General features: G+C 40.6%; 18 protein-coding genes. 14 read left to right on the top strand and 4 right to left on the bottom strand.

Going from position 1 to position 21353, the window contains the following annotated elements; all coding sequences use genetic code 11:
• The first annotated feature begins 7 nt into the window (after window positions 1–7).
• The 4 genes from EXH44_RS10400 (at window position 8) to xseA (ending at window position 7717) form a co-directional block, all read left to right on the top strand.
• Complete coding sequence (locus EXH44_RS10400) at window positions 8–1291, top strand: restriction endonuclease subunit S (protein ID WP_162857410.1); 1284 nt, start codon at window positions 8–10, stop codon at window positions 1289–1291.
• A gap of 180 nt (window positions 1292–1471) precedes the next feature.
• The gene (locus tag EXH44_RS10405) at window positions 1472–3040 is read left to right on the top strand and encodes a Fic family protein (RefSeq protein ID WP_208717145.1); all 1569 of its coding nucleotides are present in this window, start codon (window positions 1472–1474) and stop codon (window positions 3038–3040) included.
• 99 nt (window positions 3041–3139) lie between these two features.
• The gene (locus tag EXH44_RS10410) at window positions 3140–6160 is read left to right on the top strand and encodes a type I restriction endonuclease subunit R (RefSeq protein ID WP_162857412.1); all 3021 of its coding nucleotides are present in this window, start codon (window positions 3140–3142) and stop codon (window positions 6158–6160) included.
• Between the two features lie 93 nt (window positions 6161–6253).
• Window positions 6254–7717, top strand: coding sequence for an exodeoxyribonuclease VII large subunit (gene xseA, locus EXH44_RS10415; RefSeq protein WP_162857413.1), 1464 nt, complete (start codon window positions 6254–6256; stop codon window positions 7715–7717).
• An 80-nt stretch (window positions 7718–7797) separates the two neighbouring features.
• Here the strand turns inward: xseA and frr are convergent, their stop codons facing one another.
• Window positions 7798–8355 carry a ribosome recycling factor gene (gene frr, locus EXH44_RS10420; protein ID WP_135673599.1) on the bottom strand — a complete coding sequence of 186 codons (558 nt, stop codon included), beginning with the start codon at window positions 8353–8355 and terminating at the stop codon, window positions 7798–7800.
• Window positions 8356–8507: 152 nt separating this feature from the next.
• On the opposite strand from frr, the gene lpcA reads away from it, so the two are divergent.
• A complete protein-coding gene (gene lpcA / locus EXH44_RS10425) occupies window positions 8508–9092 on the top strand; it encodes a D-sedoheptulose 7-phosphate isomerase (protein WP_162857414.1) in 585 nt (194 codons plus the stop codon).
• A gap of 36 nt (window positions 9093–9128) precedes the next feature.
• Here the strand turns inward: lpcA and can are convergent, their stop codons facing one another.
• The 3 genes from can to EXH44_RS10440 all read right to left on the bottom strand — a co-directional run bounded on the left by can (window position 9129) and on the right by EXH44_RS10440 (window position 10850).
• Window positions 9129–9824 (bottom strand): carbonate dehydratase, encoded by a 696-nt coding sequence (gene can / locus EXH44_RS10430; protein WP_162857415.1) that lies wholly within the window; start codon window positions 9822–9824, stop codon window positions 9129–9131.
• 136 nt (window positions 9825–9960) lie between these two features.
• Complete coding sequence (locus EXH44_RS10435) at window positions 9961–10170, bottom strand: cold shock domain-containing protein (protein ID WP_135673572.1); 210 nt, start codon at window positions 10168–10170, stop codon at window positions 9961–9963.
• 110 nt (window positions 10171–10280) lie between these two features.
• On the bottom strand, window positions 10281–10850 hold the full coding sequence (locus EXH44_RS10440) for a YceB family lipoprotein (RefSeq protein ID WP_135673570.1): 570 nt from the start codon (window positions 10848–10850) through the stop codon (window positions 10281–10283).
• 105 nt (window positions 10851–10955) lie between these two features.
• On the opposite strand from EXH44_RS10440, the gene EXH44_RS11150 reads away from it, so the two are divergent.
• The 9 genes from EXH44_RS11150 to mukB all read left to right on the top strand — a co-directional run bounded on the left by EXH44_RS11150 (window position 10956) and on the right by mukB (window position 21335).
• Entirely contained in the window at window positions 10956–11087 is a 132-nt protein-coding gene (locus tag EXH44_RS11150; RefSeq protein WP_279638095.1) for a hypothetical protein, read from the top strand.
• Between the two features lie 73 nt (window positions 11088–11160).
• Window positions 11161–11799 (top strand): outer membrane lipoprotein periplasmic chaperone LolA, encoded by a 639-nt coding sequence (gene lolA / locus EXH44_RS10445; protein ID WP_162857416.1) that lies wholly within the window; start codon window positions 11161–11163, stop codon window positions 11797–11799.
• 88 nt (window positions 11800–11887) lie between these two features.
• Window positions 11888–12196, top strand: a complete 309-nt coding sequence (gene trpR / locus EXH44_RS10450; protein ID WP_135673566.1) for a trp operon repressor — start codon at window positions 11888–11890, stop codon at window positions 12194–12196.
• Complete coding sequence (gene mtgA / locus EXH44_RS10455; RefSeq protein WP_162857417.1) at window positions 12183–12950, top strand: monofunctional biosynthetic peptidoglycan transglycosylase; 768 nt, start codon at window positions 12183–12185, stop codon at window positions 12948–12950. The genes trpR and mtgA overlap by 14 nt, the downstream gene beginning before the upstream one ends.
• A 64-nt stretch (window positions 12951–13014) precedes the next feature.
• A complete protein-coding gene (gene nfsA, locus EXH44_RS10460) occupies window positions 13015–13737 on the top strand; it encodes an oxygen-insensitive NADPH nitroreductase (protein WP_162857418.1) in 723 nt (240 codons plus the stop codon).
• Window positions 13734–14636: an ATP-grasp domain-containing protein gene (locus EXH44_RS10465; RefSeq protein ID WP_162857419.1), complete on the top strand. Its 903-nt coding sequence runs from the start codon at window positions 13734–13736 to the stop codon at window positions 14634–14636. The genes nfsA and EXH44_RS10465 overlap by 4 nt, the downstream gene beginning before the upstream one ends.
• A gap of 121 nt (window positions 14637–14757) precedes the next feature.
• Window positions 14758–16089 carry a chromosome partition protein MukF gene (gene mukF / locus EXH44_RS10470; protein WP_162857420.1) on the top strand — a complete coding sequence of 444 codons (1332 nt, stop codon included), beginning with the start codon at window positions 14758–14760 and terminating at the stop codon, window positions 16087–16089.
• Between the two features lie 48 nt (window positions 16090–16137).
• Window positions 16138–16851: a chromosome partition protein MukE gene (mukE, locus tag EXH44_RS10475; RefSeq protein ID WP_162857421.1), complete on the top strand. Its 714-nt coding sequence runs from the start codon at window positions 16138–16140 to the stop codon at window positions 16849–16851.
• Window positions 16851–21335 (top strand): chromosome partition protein MukB, encoded by a 4485-nt coding sequence (mukB, locus tag EXH44_RS10480; RefSeq protein WP_162857422.1) that lies wholly within the window; start codon window positions 16851–16853, stop codon window positions 21333–21335. The genes mukE and mukB overlap by 1 nt, the downstream gene beginning before the upstream one ends.
• The last annotated feature ends 18 nt before the right edge of the window (window positions 21336–21353 follow it).

Below are 21353 nucleotides of genomic sequence, written 5' to 3' on the forward strand. Positions count from 1 at the left end.
TTTGCAAATGAACAGATATGAAAGTTATAAAGATTCAGGGGTTGAGTGGTTGGGGGACGTGCCTAGTCATTGGGATATTAAAAAGCTAAAACATCTTTTAAATTTTCAAACAGGTGGTACACCATCATCAGGACATGCTCTTTTTTATGATGGGGATTTACCTTGGATAACAATTGCTGATTTAAATGGGAAATATACAAACCAAACTCATTTTATTTCAAGACATGGACAAAAATCAGCTAATATCCCTTTAACACCAAAAGGGAGTTTATTGTATAGTTTTAAACTATCTGTTGGTCAAGTTGCATTTGCTCATCAAGATCTATATACAAATGAAGCTATAGCATCTTTTTTAGCAACAAATAATAACAATCTAAATTATTATTTTTATATGTTACCAATTTTTATCGCAAAAAATGCTAATAAAAATATTTATGGTGCAGATATATTAAATCAAGATTTAATAAAAAATTCTTGTTTATTATCTATTCCTAAAGCAGAACAAACCGCTATTGCCCAATATTTAGACAATAAAACCGCTAAAATCGATCAAGCGATTATGCTCGAAGAAAAACAGATTGAGTTACTCAAAGAGCATAAACAAATTTTGATCCAAGATGCCGTAACCAAAGGGCTTAATCCGCACGTTAAATTCAAACATTCAGGTGTGGAATGGATTGGTGAAGTGCCTGAGCATTGGGAGGTGAAAAAAATTAGCCATGTATTTGAAAGAATTGGTAGTGGAACAACACCAAACTCAAGCGACACTAGTTATTACGATGGGCAAATTAACTGGTTACAAACTGGTGACCTTACTGATGGAAAAATTTTCACAACAAGCAAGACGATTACATATAAAGCTTTAAAAAATTATTCAACATTGAAAATTTACCCCAAAAATAGTCTTGTAATTGCAATGTATGGTGCAACGATAGGAAAAGTTGGATTACTTCAAATAGAAACAGCAACTAATCAAGCTTGTTGTGTATTGGCAACAACTCATAACGCTGTCATAGAGTTTGCTTTCTATTTATTTAAAGGAATAAAAGATAACTTAATTGCAATGTCTTATGGCGGTGGGCAGCCTAACATTAGTCAAGACAAAATTAAAAGCTTGCGATTACCATTTGCCCCACTCTCCGAACAACAAAAAATCGTGCAATACCTTGACGAACAAACTGCAAAAATCGATCTCGCGATTCAACTCAAACAGCAACAAATTAATAAGCTTAAAGAGTATAAAACCGTGTTGATTAACGATGTGGTCACAGGAAAAGTTAAGGTGGCATAATAAAAAAATGTAATTTGCCCCTACAACAATATCAAAATCATCCATTTTAAACGGGTATAAAAATCGATTTTAAGCAAAAACAGCCAAAAATAATCGATTTTGTGCAGTTATAATTGATTTTAAGCACAATAAGCCTAAAATAATTAATTTTGAACAAACATAATGGGGTTGGTATCTATCATGAGTCATCTAATAAACGACCCAATTGGGGCATTGTGGTTAATTCAACAAGCAAAGGTAGAGCCTTTTGCTCGTTTGCCTGTTGTGAGTGGTATGGCGGCTCGTCGAAAAACAGAAGTCGAAAGTGAAACGGGCTTTCGTAAAGAGTTGTATCCAGAAAGTTACCGCCCAGCTAATTCATACATTGCTCATCTGCAATTTCATTTGCGTAATGAAATTGTCCATTTGGAATTTTTACAACGCTTATTTCAAATAATAGATAAACAAATTATTCAAGATTGGATCAATACTGAACCTACAGGGCAATATGCACGGCGTGTTGCATTTTTATATGAATGGCTCACTGATAAGCAATTGTCCGCGCCAGATAATATCGGCGGAAGTTATGTAGATGTGTTGTCAGATAAATATCTGATTACCGCATCTCAAGCGCAAATTGAAAAATGTCCTCGTTGGCGAGTGAATAACAATTTAGCAGGGAATCGTGACTTTTGCCCAACCTTGGTCAAAACACCACAGTTTGAACAAGCGATGAATTTGAATGTTCAAACGTTATTGAACGGTTTAATTGATGAGTTTGGCGAAGAGTTGCTAATGCGTTCTTCAGTTTGGCTGACGTTAAGAGAAAGCAAAGCCAGTTTTAAAATCGAAGGGGAAGGTAATCAAACAACCCGTATTGCTCGTTTTGCTGATGTGATTGCTCGTTATACAGGGAAAGGCGAAATTCCCCTTGATGAAATGAGTTTAAGCCACCTGCAAAAAGAAATTTTAGGCGATAAAGTGCCGTTTCATCATTATGGCGTCCGTTTATCTCCCGTTTTTGTAGGTCAAACCCACCATTTTCAGGAAATTGTACATTATATTGCTCCTTCTTATCCGCTTGTTTCTGCCAAATTAGCAGGGTTGAAAGCTTTTTGGCAAAAAACACAGGGGCAATCACCCATTATGCGAAGCGCCGTATTGGCATTTGGCTTTGTTTATATTCATCCATTGGCAGATGGAAATGGGCGAGTTCATCGTTTTTTATTTAATGATGTACTGCGACGAGATGGCGTGTTGCCTGAAAATGTAATTTTGCCTATTTCTGGTGTGATTGCAGAATCTGCTCACGAGCGACAACGCTATTTTGCATTACTGGATGAAGTTTCTAAACCACTGATGCAAAGCATTGGCAATGATTATTCTTTTAGTAAGCAACAAAAAGTGTATGCTGATGGTATTCGCTCCAACTTGATTTTTGATGCGGAAAGCAAAGCTAACCCGATTTGGTCTTATCTCGATTTAAGCCATCATGTTATTTATTTGGCGCGATTGTTAGAACAAGTCGTTAATCGTGATATGCGAGAAGAATCATTATATTTGTTACATCACGAACAAGCCCGCGAGGCGATTAAAGAGATTATGGAAATGCCTAATGATTATGCTGACCGTATTATTCGAAGTGCGAGACAAAATCGGGGAAAATTAACCAATAAATTGGTCAAAGAATTTGATTTTTTGGAGAACAATGAAGACTTATGGCAACAATTACTTAGTGCGATTACCCAGGCATTCAATAATCGATTTTAAGCAAAAATAGCCCAAAATAATCGATTTTAAACAGTCGTAATTGATTTTATACACAAGCGGTCGGATTTAATCCATTTTTTGCAAATAAGGATAATCAAAATGGTAACAAGTACGAAAGAAAAAGATTTAGAAATTGCCATTGAACAAGCATTAACAGGCACTTGTCGGGAGCAAGCGGTTAATCAGCTAAATGAACCTGCTGGGAGCTATTTAACCAAACATCACGGCTTTCAGTTAGGATTTTCGCAAGATTTTGATCCGCACTTTGCATTGGATATGCGTCTGTTTTGGGCTTTTTTGCGAAGCAGTCAAAAAGAGGAGCTGGCGCGTTTTCAGCAACTGAATCCAAACGATTGGGAGCGGAAAATTTTAGAACGCTTAGATCGTAGCTTGAAAAAATATGGCGTGTTGCAACTGTTGAAAAAAGGCTTGGATATTGATAATGCCCATTTTGATTTGCTTTATCCTGTTCCCCTTGCCAGCAGTGGTGAAAAAGTAAAACAGCGTTTTGAGCAGAATATATTTAGCTGTATGCGTCAAGTGCCTTACTCTCGTAGCAGTGGTGAAACCATTGATATGGTGTTGTTTGTTAATGGCTTGCCGATTGTTACCCTTGAATTAAAAAATCATTGGACAGGGCAAACCGCTCGCTATGACGGACAAAAACAATATCGCAACCGTGATTTATCACAAACCTTATTGCAATTTGGGCGTTGTTTGGTGCATTTTACTTTGGATACCGAAGAGGCCTTTATGGCAACCAAGCTTGCTGGGGCAAATACTTTCTTTTTGCCGTTTAATAAAGGGCATAATCAGGGCAAAGGCAATCCGCCGAATCCAAACGGGCATCGCACCGCGTATCTTTGGCAAGAGATTTTTACCAAACAAAGCCTTGCCAATATTATTCAACATTTTGTCCGTTTAGATGGTTCAAGCAAAGATCCGTTAGAAAAACGCACGCTCTTTTTCCCACGCTATCATCAGTTGGAAGTCGTTCGCCGTTTAATTGAACACGCAGGGCAAAACGGCGTGGGCAAACGTTATTTAATTCAACATTCGGCGGGTTCAGGCAAATCCAATTCAATTACTTGGCTTGCCTATCAGTTAATTGAAGCCTACCCACAAAATCAAACTTCCGCTAACGGCAGAGCCTTGGATCGCCCGATCTTTGATAGCGTGATTGTGGTCACTGACCGCCGTTTGCTAGATAAACAGATTCGCGACAATATTAAAGAGTTCTCGGAAGTAAAAGATATTATTGCGCCGGCAATGAGTTCGGCAGAATTGCGGGAATCCTTAGAAAAAGGTAAGAAAATCATCATCACAACCATTCAAAAATTCCCGTTTATTGTGGACGGCATTGCGGATTTAAGCGATAAACAGTTTGCGGTTATTATTGATGAGGCGCACAGTTCACAATCAGGCTCCGCGCACGATAATATGAATAAAGCGATGGGCAAAGAAATTGATGATCTTGAGGATGCGCAAGATTTGATTTTAAAAACGATGCAAGCGCGTAAAATGCGTGGCAATGCCTCTTATTTTGCCTTCACCGCAACACCGAAAAATACTACGTTGGAAAAATTTGGTGAACAGCAGGCAGACGGCAAATTTAAACCGTTTCATCTGTATTCTATGAAACAAGCGATTGAAGAAGGCTTTATTTTAGATGTGATTGCCAACTACACCACCTATCGCAGTTTCTATGAAATTCAAAAATCTATTGAAGATAATCCTGAATTTGATAGTAAAAAAGCACAAAAACGCTTAAAAGCCTATGTGGAGCGTTCTCAGCAAACCATTGATATTAAAGCGGAAGTGATGCTGGAGCATTTTATTATCCAAGTCTTTAACCGTAAAAAATTAAAAGGCAAAGCTAAAGGTATGGTGGTGACGCAAAATATTGAAACGGCAATTCGCTATTTTAAAGCGTTAAACCGCTTGCTAAATGAGCGAGGTAATCCGTTTAAAATCGTTATTGCGTTTTCCGGCAGTAAAGTGGTGGACGGGGTGGAATATACCGAAGCGGAAATGAACGGTTTTGCCGAAAGTGATACCAAAGATTATTTTGATAAAGATGAGTATCGCTTATTGGTGGTGGCGAATAAATACTTAACAGGCTTTGACCAGCCGAAGTTATGCACTATGTATGTGGATAAGAAACTAACGGGAGTGTTGTGCGTGCAGGCGCTATCTCGTTTAAATCGTAGTGCGGATAAATTAGGCAAACGAACCGAAGATCTGTTTGTGTTGGATTTCTTTAATGATACGGAAGAAATTAAAGCGGCGTTTGATCCGTTCTATACTTCTACCTCTCTTTCTCAAGCCACAGATGTCAATGTGTTACACGAATTGAAAATGCAGCTAGATGAAGTGGGCGTTTATGAACAAGAGGAAGTCAATCGTTTTACGGAAGGGTATTTTACCAATCTGGATGTTCAACAGTTAAGTAGTATCATTGATGTGGCAGTAAATCGTTTTGATCTGGAATTAGGCTTAGAGCAAGCAGAAAAAATCGATTTTAAAGTTAAGGCAAAACAGTTCTTAAAAATTTATGGACAAATGGCAGCGATTATTCCTTTTGAACAGCTTGCGTGGGAAAAATTGTTTTGGTTCTTAAAATTTTTAGTGCCTAAACTCAAAGTGCAAGATCCGAGCGATGAAATGGATGAAATTCTCAATGCGGTGGATTTGAGTTCTTATGGTTTAGCGAGAACGAAGTTAAATCATCGTATTCGTTTAGATGATGAAGAAACGGAACTTGATCCGCAAAATGCTAATCCGCGAGGGGCGCATCAAGACGATAAAACCAAAGATCCGATTGATGAAATTATCCATAACTTCAATGAAAAATGGTTTCAAGGTTGGGGTGCGACACCAGAAGAGCAACGAGTGAAGTTCTTAAACATTGCCGATCGTATTCGTAACCATAAAGATTTTGAGCAGAAATATAAAAATAATCCCGATATTCATACAAGAGGCATCGCTTTTGAGCAGATTTTACGTGATGTGATGAGCGAACGTCATCGCGATGAATTGGAGTTGTATAAGCTATTTGCTAAAGATCCCTCTTTCAAAACCGCTTGGACCCAGAGCTTACAGAGGGCGTTAGGGGTTTAATAGGAGATTACAAGCGGGCAGATCCAAAGCATTTTTTGCAAATTTTTGATACAATCCGACCGCTTGTAATATCGCCATTTTTAAAGAGAGATTATGCAAAATAATATCCTAACCATCAGTCAGCTCAATTATTCCGTTAAACAGATGCTGGAAGTCGAATTTGGCAGTGTTTGGCTTATTGGCGAAATTTCAAACTTTTCACAACCTGTTTCTGGGCATTGGTATTTAACCCTGAAAGACGAACAAGCACAGGTGCGTTGTGCAATGTTTCGTATGAAAAATATGCGAGTGAATTTCCGTCCGCAAAATGGAATGCAAGTATTGGTGAGAGCGAATGTGAGCTTGTATGAACCACGAGGTGATTATCAAGTTATCATTGAAACGATGCAGCCTGCTGGCGATGGCTTGTTACAACAGCAATTTGAACAGCTCAAAATGAAATTGGCAGGGTTAGGGTTATTTGCTCAAGAACATAAAAAGCCTATTCCTACGTTCGTCAAACGTGTTGGTATTGTGACTTCATCAAGTGGTGCGGCATTGCAAGATATTTTGCATATTTTACAACGCCGTGATCCAAGTCTTGAAGTGGTGATTTATCCCACCTTAGTACAAGGCAAAGAAGCGACAGCCGATATTGTGCAGATGATCGAACTGGCGAACCGCCGTCAAGAGTGTGATATGCTGATTGTTGGGCGTGGTGGTGGCTCGCTGGAAGATTTATGGTGCTTTAATGAAGAGGCTGTTGCTTGGGCGATTTATCATTCTCAGATCCCAATTATCAGTGCCGTTGGACACGAAACCGATGTGACTATTGCGGATTTTGTGGCAGATTTGCGTGCACCAACGCCGTCGGCTGCGGCAGAGTTGGTCAGCCGTGATCAGCAAGAGTTGTTACGACAGTTACAACATCATGCCGATAGAGTGAGTTTAGCCTTTGATCGTTTATGGAGTGAAAAATTAACCCAATTTGACCGTTTGCAACTTCGTTTACAAGCTCAACACCCTGCGAAACAGTTGCAGCAACAGCAATATCAGTTACAACAGTTAGAAAAACGCCTTATTCGTGCGATTTCTCACCGTTCTCAACAGCAGCAACAGCAGTTAGCTCAGCTTAACCAAAGGCTTCAACTGCAACACCCACAGCGTCAATTACAGCAACGTTTTCAACAGCTTTCACACTTAGAAAAACAGCTGAAACAGCAGATGGAACAGCTATTGTTGCGTAAACAACAGCGTTGGAAAAATGCGGTACAACGCATGGAGCGTAATCCGCTTCCTTACCGTATTTCAGCTCAAATGCAACATTGGCACAAGCTAGAGCAACGTTTAAGCTATGCCATTGAGAAAAATATCAGCCAGCGTCGCCAGCAATTTCAAACCCTTTGCACTCAGTTAGACGGTTTAAGCCCACTTGCTATTTTAGCCAGAGGCTATTCCGTGACACAAAATCAACAGGGCAGAGCATTAATGTCTAGCAGAGATATTAAGATTGGCGAGAAGTTAGTGACACGTTTTGCAGAAGGAAAAGTGATTAGTCAGGTTGTGGAAATTCAGTGATACAAGCGGTAAGATATGTAGAAAAATTTGCAAAAAAGAAAGAGACCTTATGGTCTCTTTCTTCATTAAGCGAGAACGGATTAGAAATCCATTAATTCTTTTTCTTTATCCGCTAAAATTTCATCGACTTTCTTGATATAAGTATCGGTGATTTTTTGAATATCTTCTTGTGCTTTACGCTCATCGTTTTCACTGATTTGCTTATCTTTTTCTAATGCTTTGATTTTATCATTTGCATCACGGCGCACGTTACGAATAGCCACTTTACCTTGCTCACCTTCGCCTTTTACAATTTTGATTAAGTCACGACGGCGTTCTTCTGTTAATGGCGGAAGTGGAACACGGATCGTTGTGCCTGCTGAAGATGGGTTTAGACCTAAATCAGACGTTAAAATCGCTTTTTCTACGGCGCTAATTAATGAACGGTCAAACACGGTTACCGCTAATGTACGAGCATCTTCTGCTACCACGTTCGCTAATTGGCGAAGTGGCGTTGCTGAACCGTAATATTCAACTTGAATGCCATCTAATAGGCTTGGCTGTGCACGACCTGTACGGATTTTAGCGATATGTCCTTTTAAAGCTTCAAGGCTTTTTTCCATACGATCTTGGGTATCTTTTTTAATTTCGTTGATCATTGTGTTGTCCTTTATTAAACAATAAAACAGGTGAATTTTACCTAATTTCTTGTGCTTTTCCTAGTGTTAAGTGTGGGGGATTATGATAGACTTTTTAAAAGTTGCCGAACAAGCGGTAAGATGAATCAATCATTTTTCAAAAGGATCAGATTATGTACCAACAACAAATTCTCGCAGAGTTACAAGAAGCACAGCAAGTATTAAATGATTTTATCAACGATAAACAGAATTTAGCCCTTATTCAGCAAGCGGCTTTGCTGATTTCAGAGAGCTTCAAACAGGGCGGTAAAGTGCTTTCTTGCGGTAATGGCGGTTCTCATTGTGATGCCATGCATTTTGCAGAAGAACTGACTGGTCGCTATCGTGAAAATCGTCCAGGCTATCCTGCGATTGCAATTTCGGATGTCAGCCATTTAAGCTGTGTGAGTAATGATTTTGGCTATGAATATGTCTTTTCGCGTTATGTGGAAGCCGTAGGGCAGAAAGGTGACGTACTCTTTGGATTATCAACATCGGGTGGTTCAAAAAATGTATTAAATGCGATCAAAGCTGCGAAAGAAAAAGGGATGAAAGTGATTGCCATGACAGGAAAAGATGGCGGACAAATGGCTGGTTTAGCCGATGTTGAAATTCGTGTGCCCCATTTCCGTTATGCAGATCGTATCCAAGAAATTCATATCAAAGTAATTCATATTTTAATGATGTTAATTGAATTTGAAATGGCGAAGGCAGAGTAAAAAATAAAGGTTGGTCTATTGACCAACCTTTGTTGCTTATTGCTCATTGCTTGCTTGTGACTCATATTGAGCTGACATTTCATCTGCTTCAGACATCAATTTGGCAATGGCATTGCGATAGGTAATTTCTAAACTTTCTCGGCTCGTTGCAATCACACCTTGATCATTTAAGAAACCATCATTTACATCATATACCCAACCATGAATTGAGAGTTTTTTTCCTCTTTCCCATGCGGCTTTTACAATAGTTGAGCGACCTAAATTATAAACTTGTTCTGCAACATTCAAACGAACAAGCATATCGGCACGCTGTTCAGAAGATAATTTGCCAAGTAAATGGCTATGTTTGAACCATAAATCACGAATATGTAGTAGCCAGTTACTAATTAATCCATGATCTTCCATGCCAATCGCCGCTTTGATACCACCACAGTTGGTATGTCCACAAATGATGATATGTTCAATATCAAGAACATCAACGGCATATTGAACAACAGAAAGGCAATTTAGATCGGTGTGGATCACTAAATTAGCCACATTACGGTGTACAAATAATTCCCCAGGTTCTAAACCCGTCAATTTTTCCGCAGGGACTCGGCTGTCAGAGCAACCAATCCATAAAAAATTAGGTTTTTGATGTTCAGCTAATTGCTTGAAATAATCTGATTGCTCATCTTTCATTTGGGTTGCCCATGCATGATTATTAGCAAATAGGCGTTCGATTTTTTTCATAGGATAAACTCTTTCTTGTAGATGTTTTAGCATTCTAGCATAAAAGTAGAGTTTAGCTTGCGAAATAACAAGCGGTCAGATCAGCAAAAAAATTTGCAAATCTGACCGCTTGAGATCAGTTAGGTAAGACGAAAGGTTAATCGACAATAGGAACGATGCGAGAAGCAGACGCACCTTTATCACCATTCGTAAATTCGAAATGTACTTTTTGCCCCATTTTAAGCGAACGGTAACCTTCCCCTTCAATCACTGAAAAGTGAGCAAAAATATCACCATCAAAAATATCAGAGGTGATAAAACCGAATCCTTTTGCGTTGTTAAACCATTTGACAATTCCAACTTCCATTATATTTCTCCTTTGGTTTTCATACCATGTAAATCTTAGTCAAAAATGTAAAAGGCTCAACAAAAAATATTCAGAATTACGACATAGATCACAAAATTATTATAATTCTGTTAAAAAATATTCGTTTCTAGGCGAATTTGCCCTTTTTCAACGATAATCTGTTTACCAAATTTCTTCACAAGGGCTTCTTTGGTTTTTGTTTCATCCAACGTATAGACAGGATGATTATTTAACAAAGATGACAACCCATCTGCAATCATTGGCAAGAACATCTGTAATTCATTTTGATATTTTTGTGGTTCAGCCATCCAATTTTTTAAACGAACATCTTTTAGATAGAGCGCGCCTTTTTCGGCATCGTAATAAGGGGTAGTGTCCATATTCAGTTGCAATTTAACCTGATATTGTTTGCCTTTTAGGCGTAATAAACTGTCAACAACGCCTGAAATATCCACGCGTTTTTCTTCCGTTTGACCAATACGTGTAAATAAATCAGATAATTTATAATCAAGCTGGAATAACCCTGGTACACCTACGCTATCTTCAAGGGGGACTTTTTCCGCTAAACGCGTGGAAAGATATTGGTTAATTTCTTGCTCTGAAATACTTAACGGGTTGGCTAAAGTAAATTGTGGTAAGGCAAATAAGAGCGATAAGCTAAGTTTATGTAAAAATTTCATAAAGTCTCCTTTTCAAATTGGTTTCAGCAAATAAACAGAGTAGAATTCGCACCCCAATCTCTTTTGAGAGTGTATAACAAATTTTATGTCGTAAGGAATAAAAAGATGAAAAAAATTGCATTGGCAGTTTGTGTATTATTGTTAGCAGGTTGCTCTTTTAGCGGTGGCGTGAGCGCAGGTGGCGGTTCGAACGGCGTTGGGCTTGGTATCGGATTAGGGACAGGGATTAGATTCTAAGCGGTCTGGGAACTTTTTTAGGTTTTGCTGTCCAATAGCATACTTTTATTGTCTATATAACAAAGGATAATCAATGAAATCAATGTTTAAAAAATCGTTACTTGGCGTGATGTTTGTCTCTTTGAGTGCTTTTGCCGTTGCAGATGACAAGGCGGTTGCAGAATTACAACAACGTTTAGAGAAAGCGAGCCAATATAGTGCAGACTTCGATCAGACTGTACGTTCAAGTAAAGGTAAACAGATCCAAACGGGCAAAGGGAAGTTCCAAGTTAAACGCCCTAATTTATTCCGTATGGATACCAAAAGCCCACAAGAAAATTTAATTGTGTCAGATGGTGAAACCCTATGGTTTTACGATCCCTTTGTTTCTCAGGTTACAGCAAATTGGGTAAAAGATGCGGTAAGCAATACGCCATTTGTGTTATTGACAAGCAATGATAAAGGCAACTGGGAACAATATGATGTCACACAAAGTATGGATAACTTCGTATTAAAGCCAAAATCAAAGAAGAGCAGTATTAAACAGTTTGATGTGCGTATTGATGCTAACGGTTTACTGAAAGGTTTTAGTACCATTGAACGTGATGGACAAAGTAATCTTTATGTATTACGTAACATCACGACGGCAAATTTACCAAACGATTTGTTTAAATTCAGCGTACCTAAAGGCGCAGAGTTAGACGATCAACGTGGTAAAAAAGCGAAAAAATAATTTTTAAAGTGGTAATGTAAAAAGCGGTGAGATTTTGCAAAAAATTTGCTAATCTCACCGTACTATTATACTAATAGGATAATTATCTATGAAACCACTTTATAACCAACGTGATCCAAATGAATGGCAACAGTTTATTCAATTATTGAATCAAGCGGTTGCAGAAGATAAAACAGAAGCATTACTCTCCATGTTATTAACGCCAGATGAGCGTAGTTCTTTAGGACTACGGGTACAAATTGTCCGCGCGTTACTCGATAGCAAAATTTCACAACGAGAGATTCAGCAACAACTCGGTACAAGTGCGGCAACAATTACACGCGGTTCTAATATGCTCAAAACCGTTGAGCCTGACATCTTGCATTGGGTAAGTACAAAATTGAATGGCGAAGCGTAAGAAAAAAACTCTAATACAAAAACTATCTCACTTTTTTATACCAAAGCAAATTAAATCGGTAAAATCATGGCTATGGTTTAGCTTTAGCCGTATTGGACTTGCGGTGGCAAGTTTTTATTTATCGCTTACGTTGATTTTCTCTGTGATTCCTGTGCCATTTTCCGCCTATATGGTGCAAAAAAAAGTGGAACATTTGTTGCAAGGTGATAATTATAAAATCCAATATGATTGGGTCAGCCTTGACCGTATTTCTTGGCAAATGCAAATGGCGGTGATTGCAGGGGAAGATCAACGTTTTCCAATGCATTTTGGTATTGATTTTGATGCGATTGAAGCAGCGATTGAACGTAACAGTAAGTCGAAGAAAAAACCACGTGGCGCATCAACCATTTCGCAGCAAACGGTCAAAAATCTCTATCTTTGGCATGGCACAAGTTGGATCAGAAAAGGGATTGAAGTACCGCTGACTTTCTTAGTGGAATCGGTTTGGGATAAGCAACGTGTATTGGAAGTGTACCTGAATATTGCTGAATTTGGCGACGGTATTTTTGGGGTAGAAGCGGCAGCGAAGTATTATTTTAAAAAATCAGCGAGCCAGTTAACCTTACAAGAAGCCTCTTTATTAGCGGCTGCGCTACCTAATCCGATTATTTATCGTGTCAAAATGCCAAGCCAAACGATGCGCAGTCGTCAGCAATGGATAATTCGCCAAGTCAATAATTTAGGTGGCAGAAGTTATTTAGAAAAATTGTAGTGCATTAATGGTGATATAGCTTTGGCTATATCATCTTTATTTTAATGAAAATAAAGGAAGATTTATGCAAAGCAGACCAACCTTAGAAACCATTTTATCTCATCGATCTATTCGTAAATTTACCGATCAACCCATTTCACAAGAGATACTCACCACCCTGATTGATGCGGGCAGACGAGCGTCAACCTCCAATAACTTACAATGTGTTTCCATTATTCGTGTAACTGATGCCCAAATTCGAGAAGGCTTGAAACAGGCATCGGGCATGGCATACATTACCGAATGTGCAGAGTTCCTATTATTTTGTATTGATTTCCATAAACAGAAACAGCTCAATCCTGAATCTCAATTAGATTGGGCAGAAGTGAGTTTAATTGGTGCGGTAGATTCAGGCATTATGGCGCAAAATGTGTTGTTAGCAGCAGAATCCCTCGGGATTGGCGGTTTTTATATTGGCGCATTGCGTAATCATATTCAGCAGGTTTCAGAGCTAGTGAATTTGCCACCGTATTGTGTTCCCCTTGTTGGATTGTGTTTAGGCTATCCTGCGCAAGATCCGCCACTGAAACCCCGTTTATCCCAAGCCTTAATGTGCTATGAAAATCGCTATCCAACGGAATTAGATCAAGAGGCTTTTGCAAATTATCAGCAAGAACTGACCGCTTACTATGAACAACGCTCGGGGCAATCATTAAATTGGTTAGATAACATTAGAAAAGCGCTAAACGCACCCGTAAGACCTCATATTTTGCCTTATTTCCAACAGCAAGGATTGTTGAAAAAATGAAATTATTGATGCTCTGCCGAGAGCCACGTTTATATAGTTGTCAACGGTTGAAACAAGCAACGGAAAAATATGGCTATCAGCTAGATATTCTCGATCCGAATCGCTTTTTATTGAAGTTAGAGCAAGGGCAATTTGAGCTTTATTATCAAGACGGCGAAAGCTACGATAAACATCGTCTACGTCCTGAAAAAGTAGGATTGTATCAAGGGGTTTTGCCCCGATTCGGCACAACAAGCACGGAAATGGGGTGTAACGTATTACGGCATTTTGAACAAAAGCAGATTCCTGTTTTAAATAATGCGCAAGCTTTCACGCTTGCACGTGATAAATGGCAAAGTCTGCAAATACTGACTTCCCACGGTATTCCTATCCCCGATACCTTAATTCATGGTGAACTTTATGCCACGACAGAAAGTGTAAAGCACTTTGGATTACCAATGATTATGAAAACCTTATCGGGTTCTCAAGGCGTTGGCGTAATGTTAGTTGAAAGCCAGCCGAGTGCTTTGAGTTTATTGGAAACATTAAAAAATGCTAAAGTCCCTTGTTTATTACAGCGGTTTATTGCGGAATCCAAAGGGCAAGATATTCGAGCCTTTGTGATTGGCGATCAAGTTGTTGCAGCAATGGAACGCACTGGTGCAAGCGGTGAGTTTAGAGCCAATATTCACAGAGGCGGCACAGCTCAAGCCATTCAACTGTCTGATGCAGAACAAAAAATCGCAGTTCAAGCAGCAAAAGCCATCGGCTTAGATGTAGCAGGTGTCGATCTTATCCGTTCTCAACAAGGCATAATGGTGTTAGAAGTCAATGCAAGCCCAGGGCTTGAAATGATTGAACAGGTAACTAAAGTGGATATTGCAGGGATGATGATTGAACAGTTATTAAAGAAATGCTAGGAAAATGAAAGACAAGCGGTAAGATTTGCAAAAAATTTTACAAATCTTACCGCTTGTCTTTTCCATTATGTTCCGATTAAGGTACAATAACCCCTATTTTTATATTCAACTAACATCGCCTATGCAACACGAATTAGCACAAACGATCCCAGAACTGATCTCATGGACAAAAGAGCGAGAATTTTCGCTTTCCCTTTCTTCCGACCGCTTGGCATTTTTATTGGCGATAGCCCTGTATAATAACGAACGCACTGACGGTGAATTGCTTGAAAGCGATTTACAAGATATTTTCCGTCACGTTTCAAACGCCTTTGAGCAGTCTGAAGCAACACAAACACAGCGTGCGAATAATGCGATCAACGATCTTGTCAAACAACGTTTTTTAAACCGTTTTTCCAGTGAATTTACCGAAGGTTTGGCGATTTATCGCTTAACGCCACTTGGCGTAGGGGTTTCAGAGTATTACATCCGCCAACGTGAATTTTCGACCTTACGTTTATCAATCCAGCTTTCTATTGTTGCCGATGAAATTCAGCGTGCGTCTAACGCAGCGGAAGAAGGCGGTGATGAACGTTTTTGGCGTAATCAAGTGTTTGCCCCATTAAAATTTTCGGTTGCAGAAATTTTTGACAGCATCGATCTTTCCCAGCGTATGATGGACGAAAATCAACAGCAGATCCGTGAACGTATTGCAATGTTATTAAGCCAAAATTGGCACGAAGCCATTGCGACTTGTCAGCAGTTGTTAGATGAAACTTCAGGAAATTTGCGTGAGCTACAAGATGTGTTAAATGCGTCAGGGGATAAGTTGCAATCACAACTATTGCGTATTCAAAGTTGTTTGATTGGGCGTGATGATTTGGATTTTGTCGATCAGCTGATTGTGAATTTACAGAATAAACTTGACCGCATTATCAGCTGGGGACAGCAGGCGATTGACCTTTGGATCGGTTATGACCGCCACATCCATAAATTTATCCGTACCGCCATTGATATGGATAAAAATCGTGTCTTTGGGCAACGTTTACGCCAGTCTATTCAAGATTATTTTGAAAGCCCGTGGCAACTTTACATTGCTAAAGCTGAGCCGTTACTGGATCTACGTGATGATGAAACCGAATTAAATGAAGCGGAAGCCGTAGGCGAGTTACCGACCGAGCTAGAATATGAGTCACTCACCCAGGTGCAAGAGCAGATTATTGCGACAATGCAAGCCCATCTCGCCCCATTCCGTGAACAAGGCAAACCGATTGATCTCGGTGCGATTTTGCGTGAACAGTTGGCAATGTACCCGTTTTCCCGCCATTTTGATGTAGCCCGAATTATCGTCGATCAAGCCGTTAAACTCGGTATGGCAAGCCAAGACAGCCAAGCGATTTACCCAGAATGGCAGTCGATTAACGATAATGGTGCGGAAGTGCAGGCGAATGTGATTGACCAATACAATAAATAACAAGCGGTCAGTTTTAATCAACGTTTTACAAAAATAGAGAAATGCAGAATGACAGATACTCAAGAACTTATCTCAACCAAATTGGCTGAAGCGATTGCTAACCCGATTTTTCCGCAACTTGACAGTCAATTAAGAGCAGGGCGACACATTAGTTTAGAAGCCCTTGATGAACACGCTTTTTTGATGGATTACCAAAGCGATCTTGAACAGTTTTATCGCCGTTATCACGTTGAGCTTATTCGTGCGCCAGAAGGCTTTTTCTACCTTCGCCCGAAGGCAAGTACCTTGATTGCCCGTTCGGCGATGTCTGAAATGGAAATGTTGGTGGGGAAGGTGCTTTGTTATCTCTATTTAAGCCCAGAGCGTTTGGCACAACAAGGTATTTTTAGCCAAGATGATGTTTATGAAGAACTTTTAAATTTAGCCGATGAAACAAAACTCCTCAAGGCGGTAAACCCTCGTTCAACTGGATCAGATTTAGATAAGGCGAAGTTAGCCGAGAAAGTAGGTGGTGCATTACGCCGTTTAGGGCGTTTGGGAATGATTACCCGTGTTGGTGACCAAAACAGCAAAAAATTTGTGATTTCGGAGTCAGTGTTCCGTTTTGGTGCAGATGTGAGAGCTGGAGATGATCCTCGCGAAGCACAACTTCGCTTAATCCGTGACGGTGAAGCGACAAAACCTACGACTGCGAAAGAGCAAGCGGTGAGTTTTTACGAAGAATTTGCAAATGAAGAAGAATTGAATGGTGAGGAAGAATAATGCAAGAGTTTGAATTACAAAACGATCTACAGGATTTGCAAAAAAATTCACAAAACCTACCGCTTGTTCGTGCAGAGTCGGTGAGCCGTGGCAAATTCCGTTCCCTAACCCTAATCAACTGGAACGGTTTTTTTGCTCGAACCTTTGATTTGGACGAACTGGTAACCACCCTTTCAGGCGGTAACGGTGCAGGTAAATCGACCACAATGGCAGGGTTTGTGACGGCGTTAATTCCTGATCTTACCTTGCTTAACTTCCGTAATACCACCGAAGCAGGCTCAACGTCTAGCTCTCGTGATAAAGGCTTGTACGGTAAATTGAAAGCAGGTGTTTGTTATGCGGTGTTAGAAAGCGAAAATTCCCGTGGGCAACGTGTGATCAGTGGTGTGCGTTTACAGCAGATCGCAGGGCGTGATAAGAAAGTCGATATTCGTTCGTTTTCATTACAAAATATCAATGAAAATCAATCGGTTATCTCTATTTTAACCGAGCAAGTCGGTGAGAAAAATGCACGAGTGCTGGCGTTAAACGATCTAAAAGAGAAGTTTGACGGCAGTGAGGTGCAATTTAAACAGTACCATTCGATTACCGATTATCATAGTTTTCTCTTTGATCTTGGCGTTATTCCAAAACGTTTACGCACATCGGGCGACCGTAGCAAGTTTTATAAGTTGATCGAAGCTTCCCTTTACGGCGGTATTTCTAGCGTTATTACCAAATCTTTGCGTGATTATCTCTTACCTGAAAATACAGGGGTTCGCCAAGCCTTTCAGGATATGGAGTCGGCATTGCGTGAAAACCGTATGACCCTTGAGGCAATTCGCGTGACACAATCTGATCGCGATATGTTTAGAAAACTGATTACAGAATCGACGAACTATGTGTCTGCGGACTATATGCGCCATGCCAATGAACGCCGTGGCAATGTGCAACAGGCGATTGAAAAGCGTCAAGAGTGGTATCAATCAAAATCTAAATTGGCACTTGAACAACAACGTTTAGTTGAATTCAGCCGAGAAACCCACGAATTGAGTCAAGTGGAAGGGAGTCTTGAAGAAGAATATAACCATGCGACAAATCAATTAAACTTAGTGATGAATGCTGTTCGTCATCAAGAGAAAGTTGATCGTTATCAAGATGATGTTGCAGAATTGAGTGAGCGTTTAGAAGAGCAACAATTAGCGCTCGAGGAAATTATTGAGCGTCAAGAGATGGCGCAATCTCGCGCAGAAGAAGCTGACGAGGTAGTCGAAGATCTGCGTTCTCAAATGGCGGATTATCAACAGGCGTTAGATGCACAGCAAACCCGTGCATTGCAATATCAGCAAGCGGTGAATGCGTTAGAAAAAGCCAAACAGATCAGCGGACTGGCTAATTTAGATTTGCACAATGTCGAAGATTATCACGCTGAGTTTGTGGCTCAAGCCGACGAAATTACCGATAAAGTGTTTGAGCTTGAACAGCGTTTGTCCGTGTCTGATATGGCGAAAAGCCAGTTTGACAAAGCCTATGAACTCGTTTGCAAAATTGCAGGGGAAACTGACCGCTTGCAAGCAGACAGTGTTGCCCGTGAATTGCTGAGTGCGTATCCAAGCCAAAAAGCTCACGCTCAACAAGCGGTGGCTTTGCGTCAAAAATTAACGGAATTAGAACAGCGTTTACATCAACAACACAACGCAGAACGTTTGCTTGCTGAGTTTAATCAAAAAGCACAAGCAGAACTAGAAAACGCAGAAGATCTCGAAAGCTATTACGAAGAGCAACAAGCTCGCCTTGAAGATTTGGAAGCGGAACTCGCTGAGTTTGTTGAAGTACGTTCAACACAACGCCAGCAACGTGAGCAATTAAATCAGCAATATCAACAGCTTGCACAAACCGCACCGGCGTGGCATACGGCACAATCGGCATTAGCTCGCTTGCAAGAGCAATGTGGCGAAACCTTTGACAGTAGCCAAGCGGTAATGCAGTTTATGCAAAATACCTTAAGCCGTGAACGTGAAGCAACCCTTGAACGTGATGAGCTTGCTCGCCGTGAACAGCTATTAGATGAGCAAATTTCACGTTTAAGCCAGCCTGACGGTGCGGAAGATATTCGCTTAAATCAACTGGCGGAAAAATTTGGCGGTGTGCTGATTTCAGAGTTATATGAAGATGTGTCGATTGAAGATGCACCTTATTTCTCGGCACTTTATGGCGATGCTCGTCACGCCATTGTGGTGCGTGATTTGGAAGCGGTTAAAGCACAGTTACAGCAACTTGATGATTGCCCTGAAAATCTCTATTTGATCGAAGGTGATCCGAATGCCTTTGATGATAATGTCTTTAAATCGGAAGAATTGGGCGATGGTGTAGTGGTGCAACTGTCTGACCGTCAATGGCGTTACTCTAAGTTCTCTGAATTTGCGGTCTTTGGACGAGCTTCTCGTGAGAAACAGCTTGAAAAAGTGAAAGCCGAACGTGATGAAACGACGGAAAAACACGCAGAACGTGCCTTTGACGTGCAGAAATGCCAACGTTTACACCAACATTTGAGCCAGTTTGTCGGCACGCATTTAGCTTTAGCTTTCCAGCCTGATCCTGAAGTGGCAATGCAAGAGATTGCACAAAAACGGGCTGAAATTGAGCGTGAACTCAATCAAGCAAGCGGTACGGAACAGCAATTGCGTCACCAACTGGAAAACAGCAAAGCCCAGTTGCAACTGCTGAATAAAGTGTTGCCACAACTCAACATTCTTGCCGATGAAACTTTGCAAGATCGTGTGGAAGAGTGCCGTGAACAGCTACTGGAAGCACAGGAAGATGAACAATTTATTCGTCAATTTGGCAATGCATTAGCACAACTTGAGCCGATTGCAGTGGCGTTAAAGAGCGATCCGACCCAATTTGAACAGCTACAAGCGGATTACAAGCGGTCTGTTGAGCAACAAAAATTGCAACAGCAGAAAGTCTTTGCCCTTGCTGATGTGATGAACCGCCGTTTGCATTTCAGCTATCAAGAAACCGTAGGGACAGAAGGTTCAGCATTAAATGAGCAACTTCGTCAACGTTTAGAGACAGCACAACGTGAGCGTGAGCAGGCAAAAGCTCAGTTACGTCAAGCGCAAACACAATTTGCAGACTACAATCAAGTCCTGACTTCTTTACGTAGTTCTTATGATGCAAAAAATCAAATGCTACAAGAGCTATTACGTGAAATGGACGAGTATGGTATTCGCAATGATGAAGGAGCAGTAGAGCGTGCAACGACTCGCCGTGAAGAGCTCCAACAACGCTTAAGCCAGCATCGTATGCGTAAATCTTACTTAGATAAACAATTAGCGGTGATCGAAGCAGAAATGGATAATCTCAATAAAGCGGTGCGTAAAGCAGAGCGTGATTACCATACTCAACGTGAAATTGTGGTACAGGCAAAAGTGAGCTGGTGTTTGGTGCTGAAACTTTCTCGCAATAGTGATGTAGAAAAACGCTTAAATCGTCGTGAGCTTGCTTATCAATCGGCGGAGGAGTTGCGTTCGATTTCGGATAAAGCCCTTGGTGCGTTGCGAACCGCTGTGGCGGATAACGAATACTTGCGTGATAGCTTGCGTGCGTCAGAAGATAGCCGTAAACCTGAAAATAAAGTGGCGTTCTTTATTTCGGTTTATCAGCATTTGCGTGAGCGTATTCGCCAAGACATCATCAAAACGGACGATCCGATTGATGCGATTGAGCAGATGGAAATTGAGCTATCTCGCTTAACCAACGAACTCACCAGCCGTGAGAAAAAATTGGCGATCAGCTCAGAAAGCGTGGCAAATATCTTGCGTAAAACCATTCAGCGTGAACAAAACCGTATTTTACAACTGAACCAAGGCTTGCAAAATATTGCCTTCGGTCAGGTGAAAGGGGTGCGTTTGGTGGTAAACATTCGTGATACACACGCGATTCTACTCAACGCTTTATCCAACGACCGTGAGCAACATAGCGATCTGTTTGAGAACCAAAAACTCAGTTTCTCAGAAGCATTGGCAATGCTCTATAAACGTGTTAATCCACATATTGAACTGGGACAACGTACACCGCAAACTATTGGCGAAGAGCTATTGGACTACCGTAATTATCTCGATCTGGAAGTCGAAACCTTCCGTGGTGCAGACGGTTGGATGCGTGCGGAAAGTAGTGCGTTATCCACAGGGGAAGCGATTGGTACAGGTATGTCGATCTTGTTAATGGTAGTGCAAAGTTGGGAAGAAGAGTCTCGTCGTATGCGTGCTAAAGATATTCTGCCTGCTCGCTTGCTCTTCCTCGACGAAGCGGCACGTTTGGACGCAACTTCTATCAATACCTTGTTTGAACTCTGCGAGCGTTTGGATATGCAATTGCTGATCGCAGCCCCAGAAAACATCAGCCCAGAACGTGGTACAACCTACAAGTTAGTGCGTAAGATCACGAATAACCAAGAGTATGTACACGTTGTTGGATTGAAGGGGTTTGGGAACGGATAGTTAAGTAATAACATCTTC

Origin of the sequence: Actinobacillus indolicus (assembly GCF_004519515.1) — a bacterium.
GTDB lineage: Bacteria > Pseudomonadota > Gammaproteobacteria > Enterobacterales > Pasteurellaceae > Glaesserella > Glaesserella indolica_A.

Excerpts from the sequence above, each read along its gene's own strand:
- EXH44_RS10440 (WP_135673570.1), bottom strand. The coding sequence starts at position 10,850 with ATGAAATTTTTACATAAACTTAGCTTATCGCTCTTATTTGCCTTACCA.
- EXH44_RS10405 (WP_208717145.1), top strand. The coding sequence starts at position 1,472 with ATGAGTCATCTAATAAACGACCCAATTGGGGCATTGTGGTTAATTCAA.
- mukB (WP_162857422.1), top strand. The coding sequence starts at position 16,851 with ATGCAAGAGTTTGAATTACAAAACGATCTACAGGATTTGCAAAAAAAT.
- EXH44_RS10400 (WP_162857410.1), top strand. The coding sequence starts at position 8 with ATGAACAGATATGAAAGTTATAAAGATTCAGGGGTTGAGTGGTTGGGG.
- lolA (WP_162857416.1), top strand. The coding sequence starts at position 11,161 with ATGAAATCAATGTTTAAAAAATCGTTACTTGGCGTGATGTTTGTCTCT.
- mtgA (WP_162857417.1), top strand. The coding sequence starts at position 12,183 with ATGGCGAAGCGTAAGAAAAAAACTCTAATACAAAAACTATCTCACTTT.
- lpcA (WP_162857414.1), top strand. The coding sequence starts at position 8,508 with ATGTACCAACAACAAATTCTCGCAGAGTTACAAGAAGCACAGCAAGTA.
- nfsA (WP_162857418.1), top strand. The coding sequence starts at position 13,015 with ATGCAAAGCAGACCAACCTTAGAAACCATTTTATCTCATCGATCTATT.
- can (WP_162857415.1), bottom strand. The coding sequence starts at position 9,824 with ATGAAAAAAATCGAACGCCTATTTGCTAATAATCATGCATGGGCAACC.
- mukF (WP_162857420.1), top strand. The coding sequence starts at position 14,758 with ATGCAACACGAATTAGCACAAACGATCCCAGAACTGATCTCATGGACA.
- EXH44_RS11150 (WP_279638095.1), top strand. The coding sequence starts at position 10,956 with ATGAAAAAAATTGCATTGGCAGTTTGTGTATTATTGTTAGCAGGTTGC.
- EXH44_RS10465 (WP_162857419.1), top strand. The coding sequence starts at position 13,734 with ATGAAATTATTGATGCTCTGCCGAGAGCCACGTTTATATAGTTGTCAA.
- frr (WP_135673599.1), bottom strand. The coding sequence starts at position 8,355 with ATGATCAACGAAATTAAAAAAGATACCCAAGATCGTATGGAAAAAAGC.
- EXH44_RS10410 (WP_162857412.1), top strand. The coding sequence starts at position 3,140 with ATGGTAACAAGTACGAAAGAAAAAGATTTAGAAATTGCCATTGAACAA.
- xseA (WP_162857413.1), top strand. The coding sequence starts at position 6,254 with ATGCAAAATAATATCCTAACCATCAGTCAGCTCAATTATTCCGTTAAA.
- mukE (WP_162857421.1), top strand. The coding sequence starts at position 16,138 with ATGACAGATACTCAAGAACTTATCTCAACCAAATTGGCTGAAGCGATT.
- trpR (WP_135673566.1), top strand. The coding sequence starts at position 11,888 with ATGAAACCACTTTATAACCAACGTGATCCAAATGAATGGCAACAGTTT.
- EXH44_RS10435 (WP_135673572.1), bottom strand. The coding sequence starts at position 10,170 with ATGGAAGTTGGAATTGTCAAATGGTTTAACAACGCAAAAGGATTCGGT.